At 61.3% G+C, this 20848-nt stretch carries 24 protein-coding genes and 1 pseudogene; 10 read left to right on the plus strand and 15 right to left on the minus strand.

Annotation, left to right across the window (positions count from 1 at the left end):
* Positions 1 to 4: 4 nt before the first annotated feature.
* Both sdhD and sdhC read right to left on the minus strand, forming a co-directional pair.
* Positions 5 to 385 (minus strand): succinate dehydrogenase, hydrophobic membrane anchor protein, encoded by a 381-nt coding sequence (gene sdhD / locus DQ393_RS08810; protein WP_112341367.1) that lies wholly within the window; start codon positions 383 to 385, stop codon positions 5 to 7.
* A 65-nt stretch (positions 386 to 450) separates the two neighbouring features.
* Positions 451 to 849 (minus strand): succinate dehydrogenase, cytochrome b556 subunit, encoded by a 399-nt coding sequence (gene sdhC, locus DQ393_RS08815; RefSeq protein ID WP_112341368.1) that lies wholly within the window; start codon positions 847 to 849, stop codon positions 451 to 453.
* A 302-nt stretch (positions 850 to 1151) separates the two neighbouring features.
* Between sdhC and DQ393_RS08820 the strand changes: the two genes are divergently transcribed.
* Positions 1152 to 1550, plus strand: coding sequence for a hypothetical protein (locus DQ393_RS08820; RefSeq protein ID WP_112341369.1), 399 nt, complete (start codon positions 1152 to 1154; stop codon positions 1548 to 1550).
* Between the two features lie 6 nt (positions 1551 to 1556).
* On the opposite strand, the pseudogene DQ393_RS08825 reads toward DQ393_RS08820, so the two are convergent.
* The 7 genes and pseudogenes from DQ393_RS08825 to tsaD form a co-directional block, all read right to left on the minus strand.
* Positions 1557 to 2207, minus strand: a pseudogene (locus tag DQ393_RS08825) (class I SAM-dependent methyltransferase); the annotation flags it as partial.
* Positions 2208 to 2223: 16 nt separating this feature from the next.
* Complete coding sequence (locus DQ393_RS08830; protein ID WP_112341371.1) at positions 2224 to 2655, minus strand: EVE domain-containing protein; 432 nt, start codon at positions 2653 to 2655, stop codon at positions 2224 to 2226.
* Positions 2656 to 2658: 3 nt separating this feature from the next.
* Positions 2659 to 2952: a YciI-like protein gene (locus tag DQ393_RS08835; protein WP_112341372.1), complete on the minus strand. Its 294-nt coding sequence runs from the start codon at positions 2950 to 2952 to the stop codon at positions 2659 to 2661.
* A gap of 65 nt (positions 2953 to 3017) precedes the next feature.
* On the minus strand, positions 3018 to 3452 hold the full coding sequence (locus tag DQ393_RS08840) for a PIN domain-containing protein (RefSeq protein WP_112341373.1): 435 nt from the start codon (positions 3450 to 3452) through the stop codon (positions 3018 to 3020).
* Complete coding sequence (locus tag DQ393_RS08845) at positions 3449 to 3748, minus strand: hypothetical protein (protein WP_112341374.1); 300 nt, start codon at positions 3746 to 3748, stop codon at positions 3449 to 3451. Before DQ393_RS08845 ends, DQ393_RS08840 begins: the two co-directional genes overlap by 4 nt.
* A gap of 52 nt (positions 3749 to 3800) precedes the next feature.
* The gene (locus DQ393_RS08850; protein WP_112341375.1) at positions 3801 to 4790 is read right to left on the minus strand and encodes an NAD(P)H-dependent glycerol-3-phosphate dehydrogenase; all 990 of its coding nucleotides are present in this window, start codon (positions 4788 to 4790) and stop codon (positions 3801 to 3803) included.
* Positions 4787 to 5884 (minus strand): tRNA (adenosine(37)-N6)-threonylcarbamoyltransferase complex transferase subunit TsaD, encoded by a 1098-nt coding sequence (gene tsaD / locus DQ393_RS08855; protein WP_112341376.1) that lies wholly within the window; start codon positions 5882 to 5884, stop codon positions 4787 to 4789. Before tsaD ends, DQ393_RS08850 begins: the two co-directional genes overlap by 4 nt.
* 84 nt (positions 5885 to 5968) lie before the next feature.
* Here tsaD and hemC point away from each other — a divergent pair, with 84 nt between their 5' ends.
* The 6 genes from hemC to DQ393_RS08885 all read left to right on the plus strand — a co-directional run bounded on the left by hemC (position 5969) and on the right by DQ393_RS08885 (position 11919).
* The gene (gene hemC, locus DQ393_RS08860; RefSeq protein ID WP_112341377.1) at positions 5969 to 6898 is read left to right on the plus strand and encodes a hydroxymethylbilane synthase; all 930 of its coding nucleotides are present in this window, start codon (positions 5969 to 5971) and stop codon (positions 6896 to 6898) included.
* Between the two features lie 6 nt (positions 6899 to 6904).
* Positions 6905 to 7633: a uroporphyrinogen-III synthase gene (locus DQ393_RS08865; RefSeq protein WP_112341378.1), complete on the plus strand. Its 729-nt coding sequence runs from the start codon at positions 6905 to 6907 to the stop codon at positions 7631 to 7633.
* An 80-nt stretch (positions 7634 to 7713) separates the two neighbouring features.
* Positions 7714 to 8979, plus strand: coding sequence for a COG4223 family protein (locus tag DQ393_RS08870; protein ID WP_112341379.1), 1266 nt, complete (start codon positions 7714 to 7716; stop codon positions 8977 to 8979).
* A gap of 15 nt (positions 8980 to 8994) precedes the next feature.
* Complete coding sequence (locus tag DQ393_RS08875) at positions 8995 to 10602, plus strand: heme biosynthesis protein HemY (RefSeq protein ID WP_112341380.1); 1608 nt, start codon at positions 8995 to 8997, stop codon at positions 10600 to 10602.
* Between the two features lie 113 nt (positions 10603 to 10715).
* Entirely contained in the window at positions 10716 to 11201 is a 486-nt protein-coding gene (locus DQ393_RS08880; protein ID WP_112341381.1) for a TerB family tellurite resistance protein, read from the plus strand.
* Positions 11194 to 11919 (plus strand): glutamine amidotransferase, encoded by a 726-nt coding sequence (locus DQ393_RS08885; protein WP_112341719.1) that lies wholly within the window; start codon positions 11194 to 11196, stop codon positions 11917 to 11919. The genes DQ393_RS08880 and DQ393_RS08885 overlap by 8 nt, the downstream gene beginning before the upstream one ends.
* 67 nt (positions 11920 to 11986) lie before the next feature.
* Here the strand turns inward: DQ393_RS08885 and DQ393_RS08890 are convergent, their stop codons facing one another.
* On the minus strand, positions 11987 to 13243 hold the full coding sequence (locus tag DQ393_RS08890; RefSeq protein ID WP_112341382.1) for an MFS transporter: 1257 nt from the start codon (positions 13241 to 13243) through the stop codon (positions 11987 to 11989).
* Positions 13244 to 13387: 144 nt separating this feature from the next.
* Here DQ393_RS08890 and DQ393_RS08895 point away from each other — a divergent pair, with 144 nt between their 5' ends.
* Together DQ393_RS08895 and DQ393_RS08900 are read left to right on the plus strand one after the other, a co-directional pair.
* Complete coding sequence (locus tag DQ393_RS08895) at positions 13388 to 13681, plus strand: YggT family protein (protein WP_112341383.1); 294 nt, start codon at positions 13388 to 13390, stop codon at positions 13679 to 13681.
* Entirely contained in the window at positions 13678 to 13992 is a 315-nt protein-coding gene (locus tag DQ393_RS08900) for a DUF167 domain-containing protein (protein WP_112341384.1), read from the plus strand. Before DQ393_RS08895 ends, DQ393_RS08900 begins: the two co-directional genes overlap by 4 nt.
* Here DQ393_RS08900 and ppa read toward each other — a convergent pair whose 3' ends face one another.
* The 4 genes from ppa to DQ393_RS08920 all read right to left on the minus strand — a co-directional run bounded on the left by ppa (position 13993) and on the right by DQ393_RS08920 (position 18109).
* On the minus strand, positions 13993 to 14529 hold the full coding sequence (ppa, locus tag DQ393_RS08905) for an inorganic diphosphatase (RefSeq protein WP_112341385.1): 537 nt from the start codon (positions 14527 to 14529) through the stop codon (positions 13993 to 13995).
* Positions 14530 to 14662: 133 nt separating this feature from the next.
* On the minus strand, positions 14663 to 15169 hold the full coding sequence (locus DQ393_RS08910; RefSeq protein WP_112341386.1) for a GNAT family N-acetyltransferase: 507 nt from the start codon (positions 15167 to 15169) through the stop codon (positions 14663 to 14665).
* 201 nt (positions 15170 to 15370) lie between these two features.
* On the minus strand, positions 15371 to 17188 hold the full coding sequence (gene typA, locus DQ393_RS08915) for a translational GTPase TypA (protein ID WP_112341387.1): 1818 nt from the start codon (positions 17186 to 17188) through the stop codon (positions 15371 to 15373).
* A 237-nt stretch (positions 17189 to 17425) separates the two neighbouring features.
* Positions 17426 to 18109: a glutathione S-transferase family protein gene (locus DQ393_RS08920; protein ID WP_112341388.1), complete on the minus strand. Its 684-nt coding sequence runs from the start codon at positions 18107 to 18109 to the stop codon at positions 17426 to 17428.
* Between the two features lie 91 nt (positions 18110 to 18200).
* Here DQ393_RS08920 and DQ393_RS08925 point away from each other — a divergent pair, with 91 nt between their 5' ends.
* On the plus strand, positions 18201 to 18665 hold the full coding sequence (locus tag DQ393_RS08925; protein WP_112341389.1) for a MarR family winged helix-turn-helix transcriptional regulator: 465 nt from the start codon (positions 18201 to 18203) through the stop codon (positions 18663 to 18665).
* Between the two features lie 76 nt (positions 18666 to 18741).
* On the opposite strand, the gene DQ393_RS08930 is transcribed toward DQ393_RS08925, so the two are convergent.
* Positions 18742 to 20805 (minus strand): M3 family metallopeptidase, encoded by a 2064-nt coding sequence (locus DQ393_RS08930; protein ID WP_112341390.1) that lies wholly within the window; start codon positions 20803 to 20805, stop codon positions 18742 to 18744.
* Between the last annotated feature and the right edge of the window lie 43 nt (positions 20806 to 20848).

Below are 20848 nucleotides of genomic sequence, written 5' to 3' on the forward strand. Positions count from 1 at the left end.
GCAATTATCCTACGAACGCGATCTTCAGAATGGCGAAAAGACAGAGCCCCGCCACGACGACCGCGAAGAACGTGTTGAGCATGAGAAGGACGATCTTGCCGAATTCGCCGTGGACATAGTCCTCGATGATAACCTGCATGCCGATCTTCATATGAATGATGGCGGAGATCACCATCAGGCCGAAGATGACGGCGACGATCGGGTTCGAGATCGCATGCACGACTTCAGCGTAGGGCGCGCCGGCATAGATTAGCAGGAAGATGACGAAGAAGAGAAAGAGCGGAACGTTGGCAACGGCGGTCAGGCGCTGGCGCCAGAAATGATCGGTACCTTCCTTGGCGGAACCGAGACCGCGGACTTTGCCCAGGGGAGTGCGCATATCCATGAGAAATATCCTTTAAAGCATGATCCCGAAAGGCATCCGAGCGCTTCCGGAAGCGGTCATGCCAATCAACCCAGCCGGATGACGATGCCGATGATCCAGACCAAAGCGGTCAGACAGATCGAGCCGACGAGCGTGGCCTTGGCCATCCTGGTCGAAACGGCGGGATCGAAACCATGCCCGAGATCCCACACGAAATGGCGCAGACCGCCAAGCATGTGGTGCAGCAGCGCCCAGGTGTAGCCAAGCAGGATGATACGGCCGATGATCGTGCCCATGATCCAGTTGACCAGCTCGAAATAGCCCTGGCCCGTCGCCGCGGCGATCAGCCACCAGGCGACCAACAGCGTGCCGAAGTAGAGCGCGCCGCCGGTAATGCGGTGGACGATCGACATGACCATGGTGGGGATGGGTTTGTAAATTTGCAGGTGCGGCGACAGAGGCCGGTTTTGTGTGACGTTCGCCATCAGAACCTCGCGGCGTTACGATACGCTTAGAACCCGGTTATCCGGGGCAACGCCCTTACAAAGACATGTAGTGTGCGTTGCATCATTGCGACCATTAATCACCCGGACGCCTATCGACAAGCACAATTGATGCCTGCCTCGAATTTAATCGATTCGGATCGCTCTGCACTTTAGCGGGTATGCAGAGACGAGCTTTCCAATCCGGGCCGTTTACCATTTCATCAACCCTGGCGTGGACTTCGTTGCGGTCTTGGGGCAATCTGTCGTTAAGATTTCATTAACCGGCCGAAGCGGAGCGAATCATGAAGCCGCATCTTTTCAAGGCAGCAGCGCTCGTTTTGGCGGCAGCAGCCACTCTTTCCTTCGCCCCGGCCTCGGCGGGCGACTACCGCCACTGGCATCATCACGATCGCTCCGGCTTGGTGCACCTGAGCCAAATATCCCAGCCCCAGAGGCGCGAGCAGCAACCTACCCGGATCGTCATCATGGAACGGCATGACGCGGCAAACGCCGGCAGCTATGCCGGCTCGGCCGATGTCTATCGGGCCGATGGCGGCACCTATGTTATCGGCTATGGCGGCTACAATCCCTATGCCCGCCCCGCCGCGATTCAGCCGAGGCCAAAGGCGAAAGTCATCGATGTCCGCTATGCCGCCAACCCCTGCTCATACGAAGCGGGCGTCTGCGTCATCCGGCACTGACGATCTTTACCCGGCAAGAAATCGCCAAACCGTCGTTTTCTTGACTTCGCTATCCTCGAGTGCCCGCGTGACCGGCACTTGATAGATTGCCTGCGCCTCCAGGCAGTCCTTCGGAAGATAGGCCCTGCCGGGATCGCCGACCAGAACGGTCTTCCCGTCGCCCGCCAAACGTCTTAGCCAGGGAACGAGGCTCGCGGCAAAATCGCGATCATAGAAGACATCGCCGGCAAGAATGACGCCCTCATCCACGGCCTGCCCGATCATATCGTCGCCGGAAAAATCCAGGGCCACACCATTTTCAGCAGCATTGAGCCGGATCGCCGTGCCGGCCCATGGATCGATATCGACGGCCAACACATGTCGCGCACCCGCACGTTTGGCAGCAATCGCGACAAGCCCGGAGCCGCTCGCAAAATCCAGCACTGTTCTGCCGGCAACGATCTCCGGATGATCGAGTATATAGCGCGCCAGACCCTGGCCGCCGGCCCAGGCAAAGGCCCAGAAGGGCGGCGGCAGGCCGATCGCTTCCAACTCCTCCTCCGTCTTCAGCCACAGCTCATGCGCCTCGCTTGCCAGATGCAGCCGGATTTCCGGCACATGCGGCGGCGCCATGAGGCTGGTATTGGCACGGATGAAGCTCTCGGGATCGGTTTTCACTCAACCTCCAGTCGGATCAGACCGGCGGATTGTCCAGACCGCCCATGCGGCAGACTTCCAGCCATTCCTCATCCGTCACGGGCTGCACCGAAAGCCGCATGGAGGTGACGAGCGACATTTGCGAGAGCTTCGGATTGGCCTTGATATCCTTGAGCGACACCGGGTTCGGCATATCACGGACGGCGCGGATGTCGACACATTCCCAGCGCGGATCGTCCTTGGCGGTCGAATCCGGATGCGCGAGTGCGCAGACCTCGACGATACCAACGATTTCGAGCCCGTCATTGGAATGATAGAAGAAGCCCTTGTCGCCGATCTGCATGGCCCGCATGTTGTTCCGGGCGAGATAGTTGCGCACGCCGGTCCATTCGGTGCCTTTTGCGCCCGCATCCTTCTGCTGCTGCCAGGACCAGGAGGACGGCTCGGATTTATAAAGCCAGTGCGCCATCTCTCATGCCTCCGGATTGTTGAAGACCCAGTTGAACGGCTTGATTTCGACGCTCTCGAACAGGCCGGCCTTCGTATAGGGATCGGCATCGGCAAGCGCCTTGGCCGCCTCGATGTTCTCGGCATCGACGACCACGAGACTACCGTTCGGCTTGCCCTCCGCGTCCAGGAAAGGACCGGCCATCTTCAGCGTCCCTTCGGCATTGAGCTTGTTCAGATGCTCCAGATGCGCCGGACGCGTCTCCATGCGAACATTCAGATGACCGGGCTTGTCCTTGCAGACAAAGGCAAACAGCATGGTTTAATTCTCCCAAGAAAATCGAAACTATTGATGGCGATGGATAAGGCCTTACTTGCGGCACGTCATCTTGTTTCTGCGCGAAGGGGGTTGATGATATCGAGGCCCCAAAAGTCTTTTTCGTTGTCCGTGGCCAAAACACAATCGTTCACGACAGCTATAGAGGCGATAATCATATCAAAGGCATTTCTTGGGCGCCCAATCGACCGCCCTTCGGCCATGAGTTGCGCCCAGATCAATCCAGCGCGCTCGTCAAAAGGAAGGATTCGCCCGGCAAATACTGTCTGCGGTCCTGCAAAGCTTGAAAACCATGCTTCCAGCAAACTGCGCCTGCGACCCGCTGGCATGATTAAAATACCGCGCCGAATCTCGGCCACCACGAGAGATGGAACAAATAAATCGTCATCCGCTTGCTCCGCATACCATGCCAAAAGCGCCTGCGAAGGCTCCGGTTTGATCGCATTGCTAACAATGTTGGTATCCAGCAGGTAGCGCGTCACAGATCGATCTCACGCGGCTCGGTCCGCAGCCGTTCGAGATCCAGTTCAGCATCTTCGAGAGGAAAACTTCGGAGCGCGGCAATGACACCGCCCTTTTTTGAAGGCTCTTTCGAGATCGTCTTGGTGACGACATCGCGAATGCGGGCCGCTTCGGCACCATCCTCGGCCAAATGCCGTGCCAGCGAGCGAAGGAGCGCCTTATCCTCATCGAGCCCCAGCACCTCGAAGCGTGCCAGACCGCGCTCGCCAAGACGGGAGCGGTAATTCTGCACTGCGCGTCTCTGCGAGCTGGTCATCAAGGTCTCCTATATATCCAGTAATATATCCAGAGATGCCTTGTTATTCAACCTATTCCGTGGTGATCGGCCGCGTCATCAATTGCCCGATGGCTGTGGCTATGTCGAGCTTGCCGTCGATGATGGCGGACACCGCGTCGGTGATCGGCATGTCGATGCCGAGTTCGTGGGCGAGCCGCGAAGCGATGGAAGCGGCATAGGCGCCTTCGACCAGCGCGCCATGCGTCGGATCGCCAGCCTTGCCTTCACCCAGCGCGATACCGAATCGCAGGTTGCGGGATTGATGGCTGGTGGCCGTCAGCACGAGATCGCCAAGACCGGAAAGCCCGCGCACGGTCTCGGCTTTGCCGCCCTTGGCCGCAACGAAGCGAGACATCTCGGCAAGACCGCGGCTGATCAGCGCCGCACGGGCGGAATCGCCGATCCCGCGGCCCTCGACGATGCCGCAGGCAATCGCGAGCACATTCTTCAAGGCACCGCCGAGCTGCACGCCGATGCGGTCATCCGAGGCGTAGAGGCGGAAGGTCGGGCCGGAAATCGCCTGGGCAAGCCGTTCCGCCACCGCCATGTCTGCGGCAGCGATCGCCATGGCAGTCGGCAGGCCCTTGGCGATGTCGGCGGCAAAGCCCGGCCCGGAAAGAACGGCGATAGCATGCTCCGGCAGCTCCCGCTCCAGCATGTCGGTCAGCAGATCGCCGGAAACCTTGTCGATACCCTTGGCACAGGTGACGACGACGGCATCCTTGGCGAGGTAAGGCCCATAATGGCGGGCAGCATCGGCCTGTGCCTGCGAGGGCATGGCGAAGAGAATGATGCCGGCATTGGAAACGGCATCCGCCTCGGCCGAAAACCCCAGCGAATCCGGCAGCTCGACCCCGGGCAACACGGCATCATGCATGCGATCGGCGGCGAGATCCGCCATCAGACCGGCCTTGCGGCCGACGAGGGTGACGTCGCTGCGGCCGGTCAATGCGATGACGGCGGCAAGCGCCGTGCCGAAAGCGCCGGCGCCGATGACTGCGATCCGCTCGTTGCCGCTCATGCCTTTGCTCCTCGTTTGCCGTGTCCGAGCAGGGTTTCCGCCTTCTGATCCAGCGGCCAGCGCGAGCGCGGCTGCACATCGAGATCGTCAGGCACCGCTCCCGTCGCCATGCGCTCCAGTCCCGCCCAGGCGATCATGACGGCATTGTCCGTACACAATCTCAATGGCGGCGCGATGAAGCGGAAGCCATTGGCATCGCAAAGCTCCTGCAGCGTGCGGCGCAGTTCGAGATTGGCAGCGACACCACCGGCCACGACAAGCGACGGCTTTTCCTCGGTCTTCGGGAACTCCGTCTTGAAGCGTTGCAGGCCCCGGCCGATGCGATCCTTCAGCGTGCGCGAAATTGCCTTCTGGAAGGAGGCGCAGATATCGGCGATATCCTGCTCGGTGACAGGAGCAATCGCCGTGGCCGCCTGCCGCACCGCCGTTTTCAGGCCGGAAAAGGAAAAATCGAGGCGCGTCTCGCCGACCAGCGGCCGCGGAAGATCGAAACGGTCCGGATTGCCGTTCTTGGCGGCTGCTTCCACGGCCGGGCCGCCGGGATAGGGCAGCCCCAGAAGCTTGGCCGTTTTGTCGAAGGCTTCGCCGAGCGCATCGTCAATGGTCGTGCCCCAGCGCTCGTATTCGCCGACGCCGCGCACCAGAATCAGCTGCGTGTGGCCGCCGGACACGAGCAGCATCAGATAGGGAAACGCAAGTCCGTCCGTCAGCCGCGCCGTCAGGGCATGGCCTTCCAGATGGTTGATGGCGTATAATGGCTTGCCTGTCGCCCGCGAGATCGCCTTGCCGGTCATCAGGCCGACGAGCAGGCCGCCGATGAGGCCGGGACCGGAGGTGGCGGCAATGGCATCGACGTCCGAGAGCGACACATTGGCGCGTTTCAATGCTTCGTCGATCAGCGTATCGAGCGCCTCGACATGCGCCCGCGCGGCGATTTCCGGCACGACGCCGCCATAGGCGCTATGCTCGTCCAATTGGCTGAGGACGACATCGGAACAGACCATGGGCGTGCCGTCATCCCGGCGCTCGACAATGGCCGCGGCGGTTTCGTCGCAGCTTGTTTCGATGCCGAGAATACGAAGAACGGATGCCATGGAGAAAGTTCGTTGCCTACAGGTCGATTGCGGTAAAGCGGAAATATGGTTACGGGAACTGTCGGTAACAACGGATCAAAGCGGATGCAAACAAAACCTTTCCGGATCGGCACGCGCGGCAGCCCGCTGGCGCTCGCCCAGGCGCGAGAAGCGCGCGACCGCCTGATGGCGGCCCACGGCCTTCCGGAGGAGATGTTCGAAATCGTCGTTCTCACCACCAAGGGCGACCGCATCACCGACCGCTCGCTCGCGGCAATCGGCGGCAAGGGCCTGTTCACCGAGGAGCTGGAAGAAAAACTGACGTCGGGCGAGCTCGACTTCGCCGTGCATTCGGCCAAGGATATGGCGACGAAGCTGCCCCAAGGCCTCGGGCTTACCGCTTATCTGCCGCGTGAAGATATCCGCGATTCCGTCATCGGCCGCACCGCGCCGAAACTGATCGAGCTGCCGTACGGCGCCACCGTCGGCTCGGCATCGCTGCGCCGCCAGGCGCTGATCCGCCGTCTGCGCCCGGATATCAATGTCATCACCTTCCGCGGCTCCGTCCAGACGCGTCTGCGCAAGCTGGAAGAGGGGCAGGCCGACGCCACCTTGCTGGCGCTTGCCGGGCTGAAGCGGCTTGGCATGGTCGAGGTCATCACCGATATTCTCGACCCCGATGATTTTCCGCCGGCACCCGCGCAAGGCGCAATCGCCATCGAAAGCCGGATCGACGATCAGCGGATGAATAACCTGCTCGCTGCCGTCAATGACGGGCCGACCTTCGACGCCGTATCCTGCGAACGTGCCTTCCTGGCGGCACTTGACGGTTCCTGTCGCACGCCGATAGCCGGCTACGCAATTTGCGAAGGCGATCATCTGCGCTTCTTCGGCATGATCCTCACTCCGGATGGCAGGCAGGTACACACAACAACTATCGAGGGCCACCGGCGCGATGCCGAGGCACTCGGCGTCAATGCCGGCCAGGCGATTCGGGCCGAGGCCGGCAGCACCTTCTTCGAAGACTGGACCTGATGAAAGATGCGCGTCGTCGTCACCCGCCCCCAGCATTCGGGTGAACGCACCGTGCGGCGACTGGCGCAGATGGGGCACGAAGCCCTCCTGCTGCCGCTCGCGGAGCCCGTGCATCATGTCGCAGAAGCAGGGCGGGCGCTCCTGAACACGCGGGGCGCCATCGCCGTCACCAGTGCCGAAGCGATCCGCACGCTTGCATCATTAGGCGCGGATCTGGCGCCGCATTTAGGTCGCCGTCTTTTTGCTGTCGGAAAGGTGACAGCAAAGGAAGCCGCCGATCTCGGATTCAGCAATATCGCCATGTCCGAAGGTGGCGGCGCCGAGCTTGCCACCTTGATATCAGGCCATCCGGCCAGCCTAGGTGGGAATCCCCTGCTCTATCTCGCCGGCTCCCCGCGGGCGCCCGGTTTCGAAGCCGGATTGACGGAGCTGCAGCTGCCTTTCGTCACTGTAGAATGCTACAGGATGCATGGCATCACTCCCGAAAATGCCGTTCTTCGCCGGCTTTTTACAGACGCCCGCGCCGATGCCGTGCTGCTTTACTCTCATCAAACGGCACAGCGCTTTTTCGGCCTACCTTTCGTCCGGGAAAATCCGGAAGCCTTCGCCGAAACGCGATTCCTCTGCCTGAGCGAAGCGATCGCCGAAGCCGTTCCGGCGCGGATGCATTCCCAAACCGACATCGCCGACATGCCGAACGAAGACCGGCTTCTGTCGTTCCTGATCCAGGCGTAACGCCGCAATTTTGATCTAAGGCCTTTCCATAATCGTCTTGTCTGTCTAACTTCGTTGCAGCGCATAATAAAGAGGACCTCATGGTATCGCGAAAACCGCCTAACCATTCGAAGCCCAACGACGAACCGGTCACGATCGACCTGGAAGCCGAAAAAACAGCGCAGGACGCAGCTCCGGAAGACGTGACGGAGCGCAGTCATGATGAACCTGGCTCCTCCTCCGCCAATGAAGTGGAAATGCCGCTCGAAACGGACAAGGAGCCGCTTCCCGAGGGATCCCAGGAGTCCATCTTCGCCGCCACTCCGGAAGAACGGCAAACGACGACACAGCAGGCAGAGCCTGAGCCTCCTCACGCCGACCGGCCGCAGCAGCCGCCGCGCGAAGGCTCGACCTCGGGCCTTATTGCGGCCGGCATTGTCGGCGGCCTGATTGCCCTCATCTGTGCCAGCGCCTTGCAATATGCCGGTTTCCTGCCCGGCAGCCGCGCCGCCAAGGACAATTCTGCCGACATAGCCGCATTGAATGCAGAGATCGACGGGCTCAAGCAGAACATCGCCAATCTCGCTACCGCGCCGGCGGCCAAGCCCGACGAGACGCTAGCAGCCCGCGTCGCAGCGCTGGAGACAAGCGTAGCCAACGGCACGTCTGCGGGCGGATCGGGCGGGGCGACAGGCGCAGCATCCGACCAGAAGATCGCGTCGCTGACCGGCGAAGTCGAGCAGCTGAAGGCGGATCTCAGCAAGGCGACCCAGAGCCAGGCAACCTCGGATGCCGAAGTCAGCAAACGTCTCGACGACGCCGAAAAGAAGCTGAGCGGACCGAGCCAGGAAAGCGCTGTGGCCCGCGCCATTGCCGCAGCTGCGTTGAAGGCGGCGATCGACCGCGGCGGTCCCTTCCAGCCCGAGCTTGATACCTTCGCCAATGTCGCGCCGGACGATCCTGCCGTTGCCGATCTCAAGAATTTCGCCCAAACCGGCGTGCCCTCCCGCGCCGACCTGATCCGCCAGGTCTCCGATGTTGCAACCGCAATCGTCGCAACGGCACAGACGGACGATCCGAACCAGAGCTGGAGCAACCGCCTGATGGCGGGCGCCAAGTCGTTGGTGCAGGTCCGCCCCGTTGGCAATGTCCCTGGCGACAGCATCGATGCCATCGCCGCCCGCTTCGAGGACAAGGTCAGGAATGGCGATCTGCCGGGCGCGGTTACCGAATGGAACGGCCTGCCCGATGCGGCCAAATCGGCCTCGGCCGCCTTCAAGCAATCGCTGGAGGCCCGCATCCGCGTCGAGGATCTGGTAAGCGACGCCCTGTCGAAGGCGATCGCCAATACCGGGAAACAGAATTAAGGACGGAGTATAGCAATGATCAGACTGCTTATCTTCGCTATTCTTGTCCTGGCCCTCGGCTATGGTTTCTCCTGGCTCGCGGATCGTCCCGGCGATCTCTCACTGGTCTGGGAAGGCCAGCTTTACCAGACGAAGCTGATCGTCGCCGCCGCAATCCTGATTACGCTCGTCGCGGCCGTCATGATCCTCTGGTGGTTCGTGCGGCTGATCTGGACCTCGCCGCATTCCATCACCCGCTATTTCCGCGCCCGCAAGCGCGATCGCGGCTATCAGGCGCTGTCGACGGGTCTGATTGCAGCCGGCGCCGGCAATTCTCTGCTCGCCCGCAAGATGGCGGCTCGCACGCGCGGCCTTATCCGCGCCGATCAGGAGCCGCTCATCAACCTGCTTGAGGCCCAGGCCGCCTTGATTGAAGGTAAGCATGACGAGGCCCGTCAGAAGTTCGAGCAGATGGCCAATGATCCCGAAACGCGCGAACTCGGCCTGCGCGGCCTCTATCTCGAAGCCAAGCGCCTCGGCGCACATGAAGCAGCGCGGCAATATGCCGAGAAGGCGGCCGACCAGGCGCCCTACCTGCCCTGGGCGGCTCAGGCGACGCTGGAATATCGCAGCCAGGCCGGCCGCTGGGATGACGCCATCAAGCTGCTCGACCAGCAGAAGGTTGCCCATGTCGTCGACAAGACCACGGCCAATCGTCAACGCGCCGTGCTGCTGACGGCACGCGCCGACGACAGGCTGGAGAGCGATCCCGCCGGCGCGCGCGACGATGCGCTGGCGGCACTGAAGCTCGTGGACGATTTCGTGCCCGCAGCGTTGATCGCTGCCAAGGCGCTCTTCCGCGAAGACAAGGTGCGCAAGGCCGCCTCCATCCTTGAGCAGGTCTGGAAGGCGCATCCGCACCCCGAGATCGGCAGGGCCTATGTACGAGCCCGCAGCGGCGATTCCGTGACCGATCGCCTGAAGCGCGCCGAACGGCTGGAAGCGATCCGCCCCAACAATGTCGAGGCGCTGCTGCTGACCGCAAAGGCGGCGATGGACGCCGGCGGTTTCGCAAAGGCCCGCGCCAAGGCCGAAGCCGCCGCGCGGATCGATGCGCGCGAAGGCGCCTTCCTGCTTCTTGCCGACATCGAAGAGGCCGAAACCGGCGATCAGGGCCGCGTCCGCCACTGGATGGCACAGGCATTGCGCGCGCCGCGCGATCCGGCCTGGGTCGCCGACGGTTTCGTCTCGGACAAGTGGCTGCCGCTGTCTCCGGTCACCGGCCGTCTCGATGCGTTCGAGTGGAAGGCACCCTTCGGCCAGATCGAAGGTCCCGTGGAAGAGGGTTCGGCCGTTTCGGTCGATGCGGCGCTGAAGTCGCTGCCGCCGGTGCGCGAGGCCGCCTCCGCAACCTCGGCGGCGAGGCCAAGTTCACCGAAAGTTGCATCGCCGGCGCGCGATACTTATGTCATGGAATTGGAGCCCGCCGTGGTGAAGGCCGCGCCGAGCGCACCCGGGGCAGCGCCGAAACCGGCGCAGCAGGACGAGGAACCTCGGCCTTTCTTCGGCGGTGCGCCGGACGATCCGGGCGTCAAGGATCACAAGCCTGAACCGGAACCCAAGACACGGCTCAAGCTGTTTTAAGGCAATTCCGGCAAAATCGCGCAGCGGTTTTGCGTCCGGAATTGCGTGAATGCAAAAAGATGGGGCATGGTGACCCAAGCACCCTGCTCGGCCTGCTTTGAGAATGGAAACGCATGTTCGAACGCTTTCAGGAATTTCTTCATAACCTGACCCAAGACCATCCCAGATCCGGCTTTGCACCCGACGACCCACGTGTCGCGGTGGCGGCGCTCTGTATCCAGGTGATGGAGGCGGACGGCAAGATCGAGAACAGCGAGAAGAAAAGGCTGCGCAAGCTCCTGAAGGACCAATATGGTCTCGATGGCCGCCAGCTTGATGCGCTGATCGCCGCCGGTGAGGAAGCCGAAAGCGAGGCGGTTGATTACTATCGCTTCACCTCGGATCTGAAGCGTCATCTCGACGGTACCCAGCGGCTGGAATTGCTCGGCATCCTCTGGGATATCGTCTATGCCGATGGCGAGCGCAGCGAGATGGAAGACCATGCGATCTGGCGCATCGCCGACCTCATGGGCATTTCCGACCGCGAGCGCATCATGAAGCGCCAGGAAGCAGCCGCACGCGCACCCGGTTCCAGGGTGGAGACAGGCAATGATGATTGAAGCGCCGAGGAACACCGGCCGCGCGATATTGATCGTCCTGCATCAGGAGCGCTCCAGCCCCGGCCGCGTGGGCCAGATGCTGCTGCAAAAAGGCTTCGATCTCGATATCCGCCGTCCGGCCCTCGGCGATCCGCTGCCTCCGACACTTGAGGCCCATGCCGGCGCCGTGGTCTTCGGCGGCCCGATGAGCGCCAACGACCCGGACGAGTTCATCAGGACCGAGACCGACTGGCTGAAGGTTCCCCTTAAGGAAAACCGGCCCTATCTCGGCATCTGCCTTGGCGCGCAGCTGCTCGCCCGCCATCTCGGCGCCAAGGTCAAGGCCCGCGACGACGGCAAGACCGAGATCGGCTGGTATGCCCTGCAGCCGACGGAAAAGGGCCGGCTGCTGATGCACTGGCCGCAGATGGTCTATCATTTCCACCGCGAAGGCTTCGAGCTGCCGCACGGCGCCGACCTGCTGGCGACGGGCGAGACCTATCCCAACCAGGCCTATCGCTATGGCGCCAATGCCTGGGGCCTGCAATTCCATGCGGAGCTCACCCGCGCCATGATGCAGCGCTGGGTCGTGCACGGCGAACATCGCTTCTGCATGCCGAACGCCCAGCAGGGCCGCGAGCATCTCGAAGGCCGCATGATCTTTGACGCAGCTCTCAAGACCTGGCTGTCGGAATTCCTCGATCTCGTCTTCGACGGCAAGCAGGCAATGGCCGCCTAAGGGCCTTCGCCTGACAAAAATGCTCGCTCGACATCATCGAAAATTTCGGTGAGCCGATCGCAGCAGCTCAAACCGGCTGCGGCTCGCTCTCGCGGTCGGGCGCATTGAGGCTATCGATCCGGCGGAGCTGCGGGAAACCCGTGGCCCAGAGGATGGCGACCGTCAGCGTACCGAGCCCGCCAATCACCACGGCTGGGATCGCGCCGAAATAATGCGCCATGGTGCCGGCGCGGAATTCGCCGAGCTCGTTCGACGCACCCACGAACACCATGTTGACGGCATTGACGCGGCCACGGACATGATCCGGCGTCCAGAGCGTAATCAGCGTTTCGCGCACATAGACGGAGATCAGGTCGGATGCACCCATGACGGCGAGAGCCGTTATCGACAGCCATGGCGTATGCGAGATGCCGAAGATCAGCGTACCCACGCCGAACATGGCAACGCCGGCAAACATGCAGATACCGGCGCGATTGCGGATCGGATAGGTTGCCAGGAAAAGGCCCATGGCGATCGCGCCGAAGCTTGGCGCCGCGCGCAGCATGCCGAGACCCCACGGCCCGAGCGTCAGGATATCGCGCGCATAGATGGGCATCAGCGCGACGGCGCCGCCGAGCAGCACGGCGAAAAGATCAAGCGAGATCGCACCGAGCACCACTTTCTCCGACCAGATGAAGCGGAAGCCGGCGAGCATCTCGTTCAGGCTGCGCCGCTCATGCGCGGTGCGCTGCTGCGGCTTCGGGATCAGGAAGGTCAGCACCGAACCGGCCGCAAAGAAAAGCACGGCTACGGTATAGGCGACATTGGCCCCGATGCCATAAAGCAGGCCGCCGGCAACAGGACCGAGGATGGCGGCCGCATCCCATGACATCGAGTTCCAGGTGATGGCATTCGTCAGGTCTTCGGGCGGGATCAGATTGGGCGCCAGCGACTGCATGGCCGGCGTCATGAAGGCGCGTTCTATGCCGAAGACCGTGAGGATCAGAAAGACCGGCAGCGGCGCGAAGGTGCCCGATACGGTCAGGAACAGCAGGGCAGCCGCACAGAGGGTGCCGACGAAAATGCAGATCGCGGAAATCCGCCGCCTGTTGTAGCGGTCCGCAGCCGTGCCCGTCACCAGGATCAGCAGCAGCGACGGCAGGAACTGAACGAGGCCGATCAGACCGAGATAGATCGGTTGGCCGGTGTGCTCATACATCTGCCAGCCAACGGAGACACTGACGACCTGCGTGGCGAAGGCCGTCAGAAACCGCGCAAAGAAGAAATAAGTATAGGCAATGTGCCTGAAGGCGGCAAACCGGTCGCCGCTGGCGGCAAATGACATGGGACGAGACTTTCCCGACGCGAAGACCAGCGTAAACGCCTTCATCCGCCTTTTAAACATGATTCAACATGCTTCGGAGCATGGGACTTGCCCGTTTAGTCGCCAATGTCTACATGTCTGTCAACCGCGAATTTGGAGACGGACATGCTCGCCTTATTTCAAACCATTGATCTGGCTTTGAATCTTTATACCTGGGTGCTGATCGCCAGCGCTATCTTTTCCTGGCTCTATGCGTTCAACGTCATCAATTCGAGCAACCAGTTCGTCAATTCCGTCGGCAACTTCCTCTATGCAGTCACCGAGCCAGCCCTGCGCCCGATCCGCCGCATCCTGCCGGATCTCGGCGGCATCGACATCTCGCCGGTCATCCTGCTGCTGATCATCTTCTTCATCCGCTCGCTGATGTGGAATTCGATCGTCCCGTTGTTCCTGCGGTGAACAAGCCCTGGCAGGCCTTTCCGGATCATGTCAGGCTTTCCGTGCGGCTCACGCCCAATGGCGGGCGTGATGCGATCGATGGGCTGGAAGCCGGCAGCGACGGCGAATGCTATTTGAAGGCGCGCGTCTCGGCAGCACCTGAAAAGGGCAAGGCCAACAAGGCGCTGATCGTGCTGCTTGCCAAGAGCCTCAGCATTCCCAAATCTTCGCTTAGCCTGGTCAGCGGCGACACGGCGCGCAAAAAAATCCTCCGGATCGAGGGCGAACCGGAGGATTTGATGAAGAAGCTTGGAGCTTTGGTAGAGGCCTGATCAGGCCTTTGCCTTCTTGGCGCGGGCGATGGCTTCGACGATGAGCTCACCGGCTTCCTTGGAGCCGCCCCAGCCAAAAATCTTGACCCACTTGCCGGGCTCGAGATCCTTGTAGTGCTCGAAGAAATGCTCGATCTGCTTCACCGTGATCTCCGGCAGATCGGTATATTCCTTGACCTTCTCGTAACGCAGCGTCAGCTTCGGCGAGGGAACGGCGATGATCTTCTCGTCCTTGCCGGAATTGTCTTCCATCTTCAGCACGCCGATCGGGCGGACATTGATGACGCAGCCAGGAACCAGCGGACGCGTGCTGGCGATCAGCACGTCGATCGGGTCGCCGTCTTCGGAGAGCGTGTGCGGAACGAAGCCGTAATTGCCCGGATAGGTCATCGGCGTGTAGAGGAAACGGTCAACGACCAGCGTGCCGGCCTCCTTGTCCATTTCATACTTGATCGGATGACCGCCGACCGGCACTTCAACGATGACGTTGACGTCTTCGGGCGGGTTCTTGCCAATGGAAATCGCGTCGATACGCATACTTGTCCCCTAGATAAGGATGGTTGCCGCCAGCCAAATAATAGGATTCATGCCGCAACGCAACAACACATCGGGAAAGAGGCGGATTTACTGCATGATTCCTTAAATCGGAATCGATGCGCTACAACGCCGCTCAGGGCCAGACGAAACCGATCTTGCGAAGCTGCCTGTGATCGAATGTCTCGATGCCCTCACAGAAATCCGCACCGCCCTGCCCGCGATAGAAGCGGTAGGCATTCTCGTTTTCTTCAAGGCACCAGACGACAAGACCCTTGCAGCCGAGCGACTTCAACAGCCGGCGCGCTTCGCCGAACAACATGCGCCCGAGGCCAAGTCCCTGATATTGCGGGCGAAGATAGAGTTCGTAAATTTCGCCTTCCTGCGGCAGCGCGCGGGCACGGTTGAGGCCGAGCGTGGCATAGCCCGCGATCTCGCCGGCGACATCCAGAACCAGCAGCGTCGCCGGACCGCTGGTCGCCTTGCGCCACCAGTTTTCGCCGCGACGCTCGATCATTTGCCCGAGGGCGCGATGCGGAATGATGCCGGCATAGGTGTACTGCCACGATTGGCGGTGCACCTCCGAAATGGCTCGGGCATCATGGGGTTCTGCCCGCCGAACATCGATCGACAACGTCTTCATAACGTCTACTCTGGTCTTACCTACGCGAATTAACCATCCTCATTCATAAAGATGGCGAACTTGCCCACAGGCTTTATCCGTGGATCATCGACAAAAATTAACGACTTTTTAACCTTTAGGACAAGGGCTCAAAAACCGAACATGCAAATAAAAACCCCGGCACAATGGCCGGGGTCGAATGGCTCGAAGCGAAACAGCCTATCAGGCGAGGCGTGCCTTCTCGTAACGCTTGCGCTCGTTCGGATCGAGATACATCTTGCGGAGCCGGATCGACTTCGGCGTCACTTCCACCAGCTCGTCGTCCTGGATCCAGGATAGAGCGCGGTCCAGCGTCATGCGGATCGGCGGCGTCAGCTTCACGGCTTCGTCCTTGCCGGCGGCGCGGATGTTGGTGAGCTTCTTGCCCTTCAGCACGTTGACTTCGAGATCGTTGTCGCGCGAGTGGATGCCGATGATCATGCCGGCATAGACCTTCTCGCCGGCGTCGATGATCATCGGGCCGCGGTCTTCCAGGTTGAACAGGGCGTAGGCCACGGCTTCGCCGGCTTCGTTGGCGAGCAGCACGCCGTTCACACGGCCGCCGATTTCGCCCTTGTACGGCTGGTAGTCATGGAACAGACGGTTCATGACGGCCGTGCCGCGCGTGTCGGTCAGAAGTTCCGACTGATAGCCGATGAGGCCGCGCGTCGGCGCCAGGAACACCAGACGGACGCGATTGCCGCCCGAAGGACGCAGCTCGGACATTTCAGCCTTACGCTCGGACATCTTCTGCACGACGATGCCTGAATGCTCTTCATCGACGTCGATGACGACTTCTTCGATCGGCTCGAGCAGCTGACCGCTCTCATCCTTGTGCATGACGACGCGCGGACGCGAGACGGCAAGCTCGAAGCCTTCGCGGCGCATGGTTTCGATGAGAACCGCGAGCTGCAATTCGCCACGGCCGGAGACATAGAACGAATCCTTGCCTTCGGCTTCCTCGATCTTCAGCGCGACGTTGCCTTCGGCTTCCTTGAAGAGGCGGTCGCGGATGACGCGCGAGGTGACCTTGTCGCCTTCGGTGCCCGCATAGGGGCTGTCGTTGACGATGAAGGACATGGTGACGGTCGGCGGGTCGATCGGCTGTGCGACCAGCGGCTCACTGACCTGCGGGTCGCAAAAGGTGTCGGCAACCGTGCCCTTGGAAAGGCCGGCGATGGCGACGATGTCGCCTGCCTGCGCTTCTTCGATCGGCTGACGCTCGATGCCGCGGAAGGCGAGGATCTTGGAGATACGGCCGGTTTCGATGAGGTTGCCGTCTGCACCCAGAACCTTGACAGCCTGGTTCGGCTTGATCGAGCCGGAGTGGATGCGGCCGGTGATGATGCGGCCGAGGAAGGGGTTGGCTTCCAGGATCGTACCGATCATGCGGAACGGGCCTTCGCCAACGGTCGGCTCGGGAACGTGCTTGACAACGAGATCGAGAAGCGGGCCGAGGCCCTCTTCCTTCGGGCCGTCAGGCGAATAGTTCATCCAGCCGTTACGGCCGGAACCGTAGAGGATCGGGAAATCGAGCTGCTCGTCGGTCGCGTCGAGATTGGCGAAGAGATCGAAGACTTCGTTGATGACTTCGTCTGCGCGGGCGTCCGGACGGTCGATCTTGTTGATCGCAACGATCGGGCGCAGGCCGACCTTGAGCGCCTTGCCGACGACGAACTTGGTCTGCGGCATCGGGCCTTCGGCGGCGTCGACGAGAACGATCGCGCCGTCCACCATCGAGAGAATGCGCTCGACTTCACCGCCGAAGTCGGCGTGGCCGGGGGTGTCGACGATATTGATGCGGGTGTCCTTCCAGACGACCGAGGTCGCCTTGGCAAGAATGGTGATCCCGCGCTCCTTTTCCAGATCGTTGGAGTCCATGACGCGCTCGGCAACGCGCTGGTTCTCGCGGAACGAGCCGGACTGCTTCAAGAGCTCGTCGACGAGGGTGGTTTTCCCATGGTCAACGTGCGCGATGATCGCGATGTTGCGAAGTGCCATATGTCTTAATCTCTGAGGCTGGGGCGCAGTGTTTCAATAACACGCCAATTGCATTTGGCGCGCTCATAGCCTTTTTTTCGCGAATGCGAAAGGGGGGAGGCAAGAAAGGGGCTGAAAGCTTGCCCTTGCGCCCCAAGAATACATCGATCTCGCGTTGGCCGACGGCAAAGCCTCCGCTGACCCATGCCGCCAAAACAAACTGCATGCTACGCCTTAGCCGGGATTTTTGTGCCCTCCTCAGGCAGCCTGCTTCAGCAACCACGCATCATGATTCACCAGGAAGGCCTTGAGGCGCTCGGGGTAGTCCTGCGTCACCGCATCTCGCACGCTTTGCCGCGATGCCAGCTCTGTGCGCCATGTCTTGACACGCGGTAGGCCGTCGAAAACGCCGGTCGATGTGATGGTGTCGAACACATCGAAGTAACGGAAGATCGGCGCAAAAACTGCATCGACCAGGCTGAACGCCTCTCCGGCAAAAAAGGGACCGTTTCTCAATTCCGCCTCGACACGAGCAAATTTATCGATCAGCGCTCTGCGCTTGGCCTCATAGGTCCCCTCGTCCTTCGCGGTCTCGAACCCCCACAAGTCCGAAAGGATGGAAGAGCCGAATTCCATCCAGCCGCGATGGCGGGCACGCGCGAGCGGATCGGCCGGGTGGAGCCGAGCGCCGGATTGGGTTTCCTCGAGATATTCGCAGATCACAGCGCTTTCGAACAATACCGTTTCTGATCCGTCACCCTGCCGCACGATCAGGAGGGGCACCTTGCCGAGCGGAGAAATGGCAAGAAACCAGTCGGGCTTTGCCGACAGGTCGACATAGCGGATCTCGAATGGCACGGCCTTTTCAGCGAGCGTGATGGCTGCCCGCTGGACGTAGGGGCAGAGATAGTGGCTGACGAGGATCAGCTTTCCGTCGGACATGATCAAATCTCCCAGAGGCTCAGTTCAGATAGATGTAATTGCATCTATATTCGGACTTGCCGCAGCCGTCAATATAGATGTAATTGCATCCATGTCCGATGATTCAGATGCCGCCCCTTCAAAACCCTCCGCCGCGGTGACGCGAGCATGGGTGCGCCTCATGCGCACCCAGCAAATCGTGCTTGCGGCGATCGAACAGGATTTGAAGGCAGCCGGCCTGCCGCCACTCGGCTGGTACGACGTGCTGTGGGAGCTGACGCAGGCCGCGGAAGGGAAGTTACGGCCCTATGAGATCGAGGAGCGCACGCTGCTCGCACAGCATAATCTCTCCCGCCTTCTCGACCGGATGGAAAAGGCCGGTCTTGTTCATCGCGAAATATTTTCCGAGGACGGCCGAGGCCGCTGGGTGGTTATCACCGAGGCAGGGAGTGCCATGCGCAGCCGCATATGGAGCGTCTATGCTGCGGCGCTCCAGTGCCACGTGGGCGATAAGCTGGACGACGCCCAAGCCGATCAGCTCACCGAGTTGTTAGATCTGCTTTCGCGCAAGCCTTGATTGACCGGGAAAGATCAACTCAGTCGCGAAAGTGGACCTTCCGCGACCGATCTTGTCACACACCGAAGGTGGGGAATCAGGCCGCCAGCCCCTTCTTCTTCAGCATCGCATCTGCACTCGGCAGCTTGCCGCGGAAGGCCTTGTAGGCATCTTCCGGATCGATCGAGCCGCCGACGGAGTAGATGTTGGCCTTCAATTTTCCGGCCATGTCGGAATTGAAGGCATCGCCGGTTTCCTCGAAGGCGGCGAAGGCATCGGCATCGAGCACCTCCGACCACATGTAGGAATAATAGCCGGCCGAATAGCCGTCGCCGGAAAACACATGCTGGAAGTGCGGCGTCGCATGGCGCATCACGATGGATTTCGGCATGCCGATCTCCGCAAGCACCTGCGCTTGTACCGCCATAGGATCCTCGACGGCGCCGCGCGTATGGAAGGCCATGTCGACCAGAGCCGAGGAGGTGAACTCGACCGTGTTGAAACCGGCATTGAAGGTGCGGGCCGCCAGAACCTTGTCGAGCAGCGCCTGCGGGATCGGCGCGCCGGTCTCGTAGTGGACGGCATATTCCTTGAGGATGGCGGGTACCGTCAGCCAGTGCTCGTAGAGCTGCGACGGCAGTTCGACGAAATCGCGCGAGACGCCGGTGCCCGATACCGAGGGATAGGTGACGTTGGAAAGCATTCCGTGCAGCGCATGGCCGAATTCGTGAAACAGCGTCCGCGCATCGTCGAGCGACAAGAGCGCCGGCTTCCCTTCCGCCGGCTTGGCGAAGTTGCAGACATTATAGATGATCGGCAGTTCACCGACCTTACCGTTCTTCAGCGGCAGCTTGTGCTGGGACTGGAACGAGCTCATCCAGGCGCCGGAGCGCTTCGAGCTGCGCGCGAAATAGTCGCCGAGGAACAGGGCGACGAGCTTGTCGGAACGGTCACAGATCTCGAAGACGCGGACGTCGGGATGATAGGCGGGAATGCCCTTCTGCTCGACAGCCTTGATGCCGAAGAGGCGGCCGGCGACATCGAAGCAGGCGGCGATGACCTTTTCGAGCTGCAGATAGGGCTTCAATTCGGTTTCGGAGAAATCGAACTTCCGCGTCCGGATCTTCTCGGCATAGTGCCGCCAGTCCCAGGGCATGACCTCGTGATTGCGGCCTTCCTCGGCAATCAGCGCCGCAATATCCCTTTCCTCTTCCGCTGCACGCGCGGCCGCTTTCGTCCACACGGTCATCAGAAGATCGTTCACCGCATCCGGCGTCTTCGCCATGGTATTGTCGAGCTTGAGTTCGGCGAAATTGGCATAGCCGAGCAGCTTTGCCTTCTCTGCCCGCAGCGCCAGCGTCTTGCGGACGATCTCGCGGTTGTCGGTCTCGCCGCCATTGGCGCCGCGCGCCACCCAGGCGTTGAAGGCTTGTTCGCGCAGATCGCGGCGCTCGGACGAGGCGAGAAACGGTTCGATGATCGAGCGCGACAGCGTGACGGCATATTTGCCTTCGTCGCCGCGTTCGCGGGCCGCCGCCGCCATGGCATCGCGCAGATAGTCGGGAAGACCTGCAAGATCGGCCTCCTCAGACAGCAGCAGCGCCCAGTTCTTCTCATCCGCCAGCACGTTCTGGCCGAACTGCGCGCCGAGGCCCGCAAGCGTCTCATTGATCGCAGAAAGCCGCTCCTGCTCCGCCTTCGGCAGCTTTGCGCCCGACTTGACGAAGCCTTTCCAGTGCCGCTCCAGAACGCGGGTCTCTTCAAGCGTCAGCCCGAGCGCTTCGCGGCCCTCCCACAGAGCGTCGAGACGGGCAAAGAGCGCCGCATTCGTGCCGATCTTCGAATAATGCCGCGCCATCTTCGGCGCGATCTCGCGCTCGAGTGCCTGGATGATCTCGTTCGTGTGCGCACCCGCCTTGTTCCAGAAGAGCGCGGAAATGCGCGAGAGTTCATCGCCGGCGATTTCGAGCGCGATCACGGTATTGGCGAAGGTCGGCGCCTCGCTATTGCCGGCAATCGCATCGATCTCCGCCTCATGCGAGGCGAGCGCCGCATCGAAGGCAGCGGCAAAATCCGTATCCTTCACCGCATCGAAACGCGGCAGCCCCTGATGTCCGGTCCATTCGGTGAGCGCAGGATTGACGGCGGCAAGAGAAGACATGCAAGGCATCCTTTCGACAGCATCTGATCGAAGCACGATATAA

It is taken from the genome of Martinezella tropici (assembly GCF_003287875.1).
GTDB classification, from domain to species: Bacteria; Pseudomonadota; Alphaproteobacteria; order Rhizobiales; family Rhizobiaceae; genus Rhizobium; species Rhizobium tropici_C.

What these genes read in the sequence shown, in the direction of transcription:
- sdhD (WP_112341367.1), bottom strand. Translation starts at nt 385, where the DNA reads ATGGATATGCGCACTCCCCTGGGCAAAGTCCGCGGTCTCGGTTCCGCC.
- sdhC (WP_112341368.1), bottom strand. Translation starts at nt 849, where the DNA reads ATGGCGAACGTCACACAAAACCGGCCTCTGTCGCCGCACCTGCAAATT.
- DQ393_RS08820 (WP_112341369.1), top strand. Translation starts at nt 1,152, where the DNA reads ATGAAGCCGCATCTTTTCAAGGCAGCAGCGCTCGTTTTGGCGGCAGCA.
- DQ393_RS08830 (WP_112341371.1), bottom strand. Translation starts at nt 2,655, where the DNA reads ATGGCGCACTGGCTTTATAAATCCGAGCCGTCCTCCTGGTCCTGGCAG.
- DQ393_RS08835 (WP_112341372.1), bottom strand. Translation starts at nt 2,952, where the DNA reads ATGCTGTTTGCCTTTGTCTGCAAGGACAAGCCCGGTCATCTGAATGTT.
- DQ393_RS08845 (WP_112341374.1), bottom strand. Translation starts at nt 3,748, where the DNA reads ATGACCAGCTCGCAGAGACGCGCAGTGCAGAATTACCGCTCCCGTCTT.
- DQ393_RS08850 (WP_112341375.1), bottom strand. Translation starts at nt 4,790, where the DNA reads ATGAGCGGCAACGAGCGGATCGCAGTCATCGGCGCCGGCGCTTTCGGC.
- tsaD (WP_112341376.1), bottom strand. Translation starts at nt 5,884, where the DNA reads ATGGCATCCGTTCTTCGTATTCTCGGCATCGAAACAAGCTGCGACGAA.
- hemC (WP_112341377.1), top strand. Translation starts at nt 5,969, where the DNA reads ATGCAAACAAAACCTTTCCGGATCGGCACGCGCGGCAGCCCGCTGGCG.
- DQ393_RS08865 (WP_112341378.1), top strand. Translation starts at nt 6,905, where the DNA reads ATGCGCGTCGTCGTCACCCGCCCCCAGCATTCGGGTGAACGCACCGTG.
- DQ393_RS08870 (WP_112341379.1), top strand. Translation starts at nt 7,714, where the DNA reads ATGGTATCGCGAAAACCGCCTAACCATTCGAAGCCCAACGACGAACCG.
- DQ393_RS08875 (WP_112341380.1), top strand. Translation starts at nt 8,995, where the DNA reads ATGATCAGACTGCTTATCTTCGCTATTCTTGTCCTGGCCCTCGGCTAT.
- DQ393_RS08880 (WP_112341381.1), top strand. Translation starts at nt 10,716, where the DNA reads ATGTTCGAACGCTTTCAGGAATTTCTTCATAACCTGACCCAAGACCAT.
- DQ393_RS08885 (WP_112341719.1), top strand. Translation starts at nt 11,194, where the DNA reads ATGATTGAAGCGCCGAGGAACACCGGCCGCGCGATATTGATCGTCCTG.
- DQ393_RS08890 (WP_112341382.1), bottom strand. Translation starts at nt 13,243, where the DNA reads ATGTCATTTGCCGCCAGCGGCGACCGGTTTGCCGCCTTCAGGCACATT.
- DQ393_RS08895 (WP_112341383.1), top strand. Translation starts at nt 13,388, where the DNA reads ATGCTCGCCTTATTTCAAACCATTGATCTGGCTTTGAATCTTTATACC.
- ppa (WP_112341385.1), bottom strand. Translation starts at nt 14,529, where the DNA reads ATGCGTATCGACGCGATTTCCATTGGCAAGAACCCGCCCGAAGACGTC.
- DQ393_RS08910 (WP_112341386.1), bottom strand. Translation starts at nt 15,169, where the DNA reads ATGAAGACGTTGTCGATCGATGTTCGGCGGGCAGAACCCCATGATGCC.
- typA (WP_112341387.1), bottom strand. Translation starts at nt 17,188, where the DNA reads ATGGCACTTCGCAACATCGCGATCATCGCGCACGTTGACCATGGGAAA.
- DQ393_RS08920 (WP_112341388.1), bottom strand. Translation starts at nt 18,109, where the DNA reads ATGTCCGACGGAAAGCTGATCCTCGTCAGCCACTATCTCTGCCCCTAC.
- DQ393_RS08925 (WP_112341389.1), top strand. Translation starts at nt 18,201, where the DNA reads ATGTCCGATGATTCAGATGCCGCCCCTTCAAAACCCTCCGCCGCGGTG.
- DQ393_RS08930 (WP_112341390.1), bottom strand. Translation starts at nt 20,805, where the DNA reads ATGTCTTCTCTTGCCGCCGTCAATCCTGCGCTCACCGAATGGACCGGA.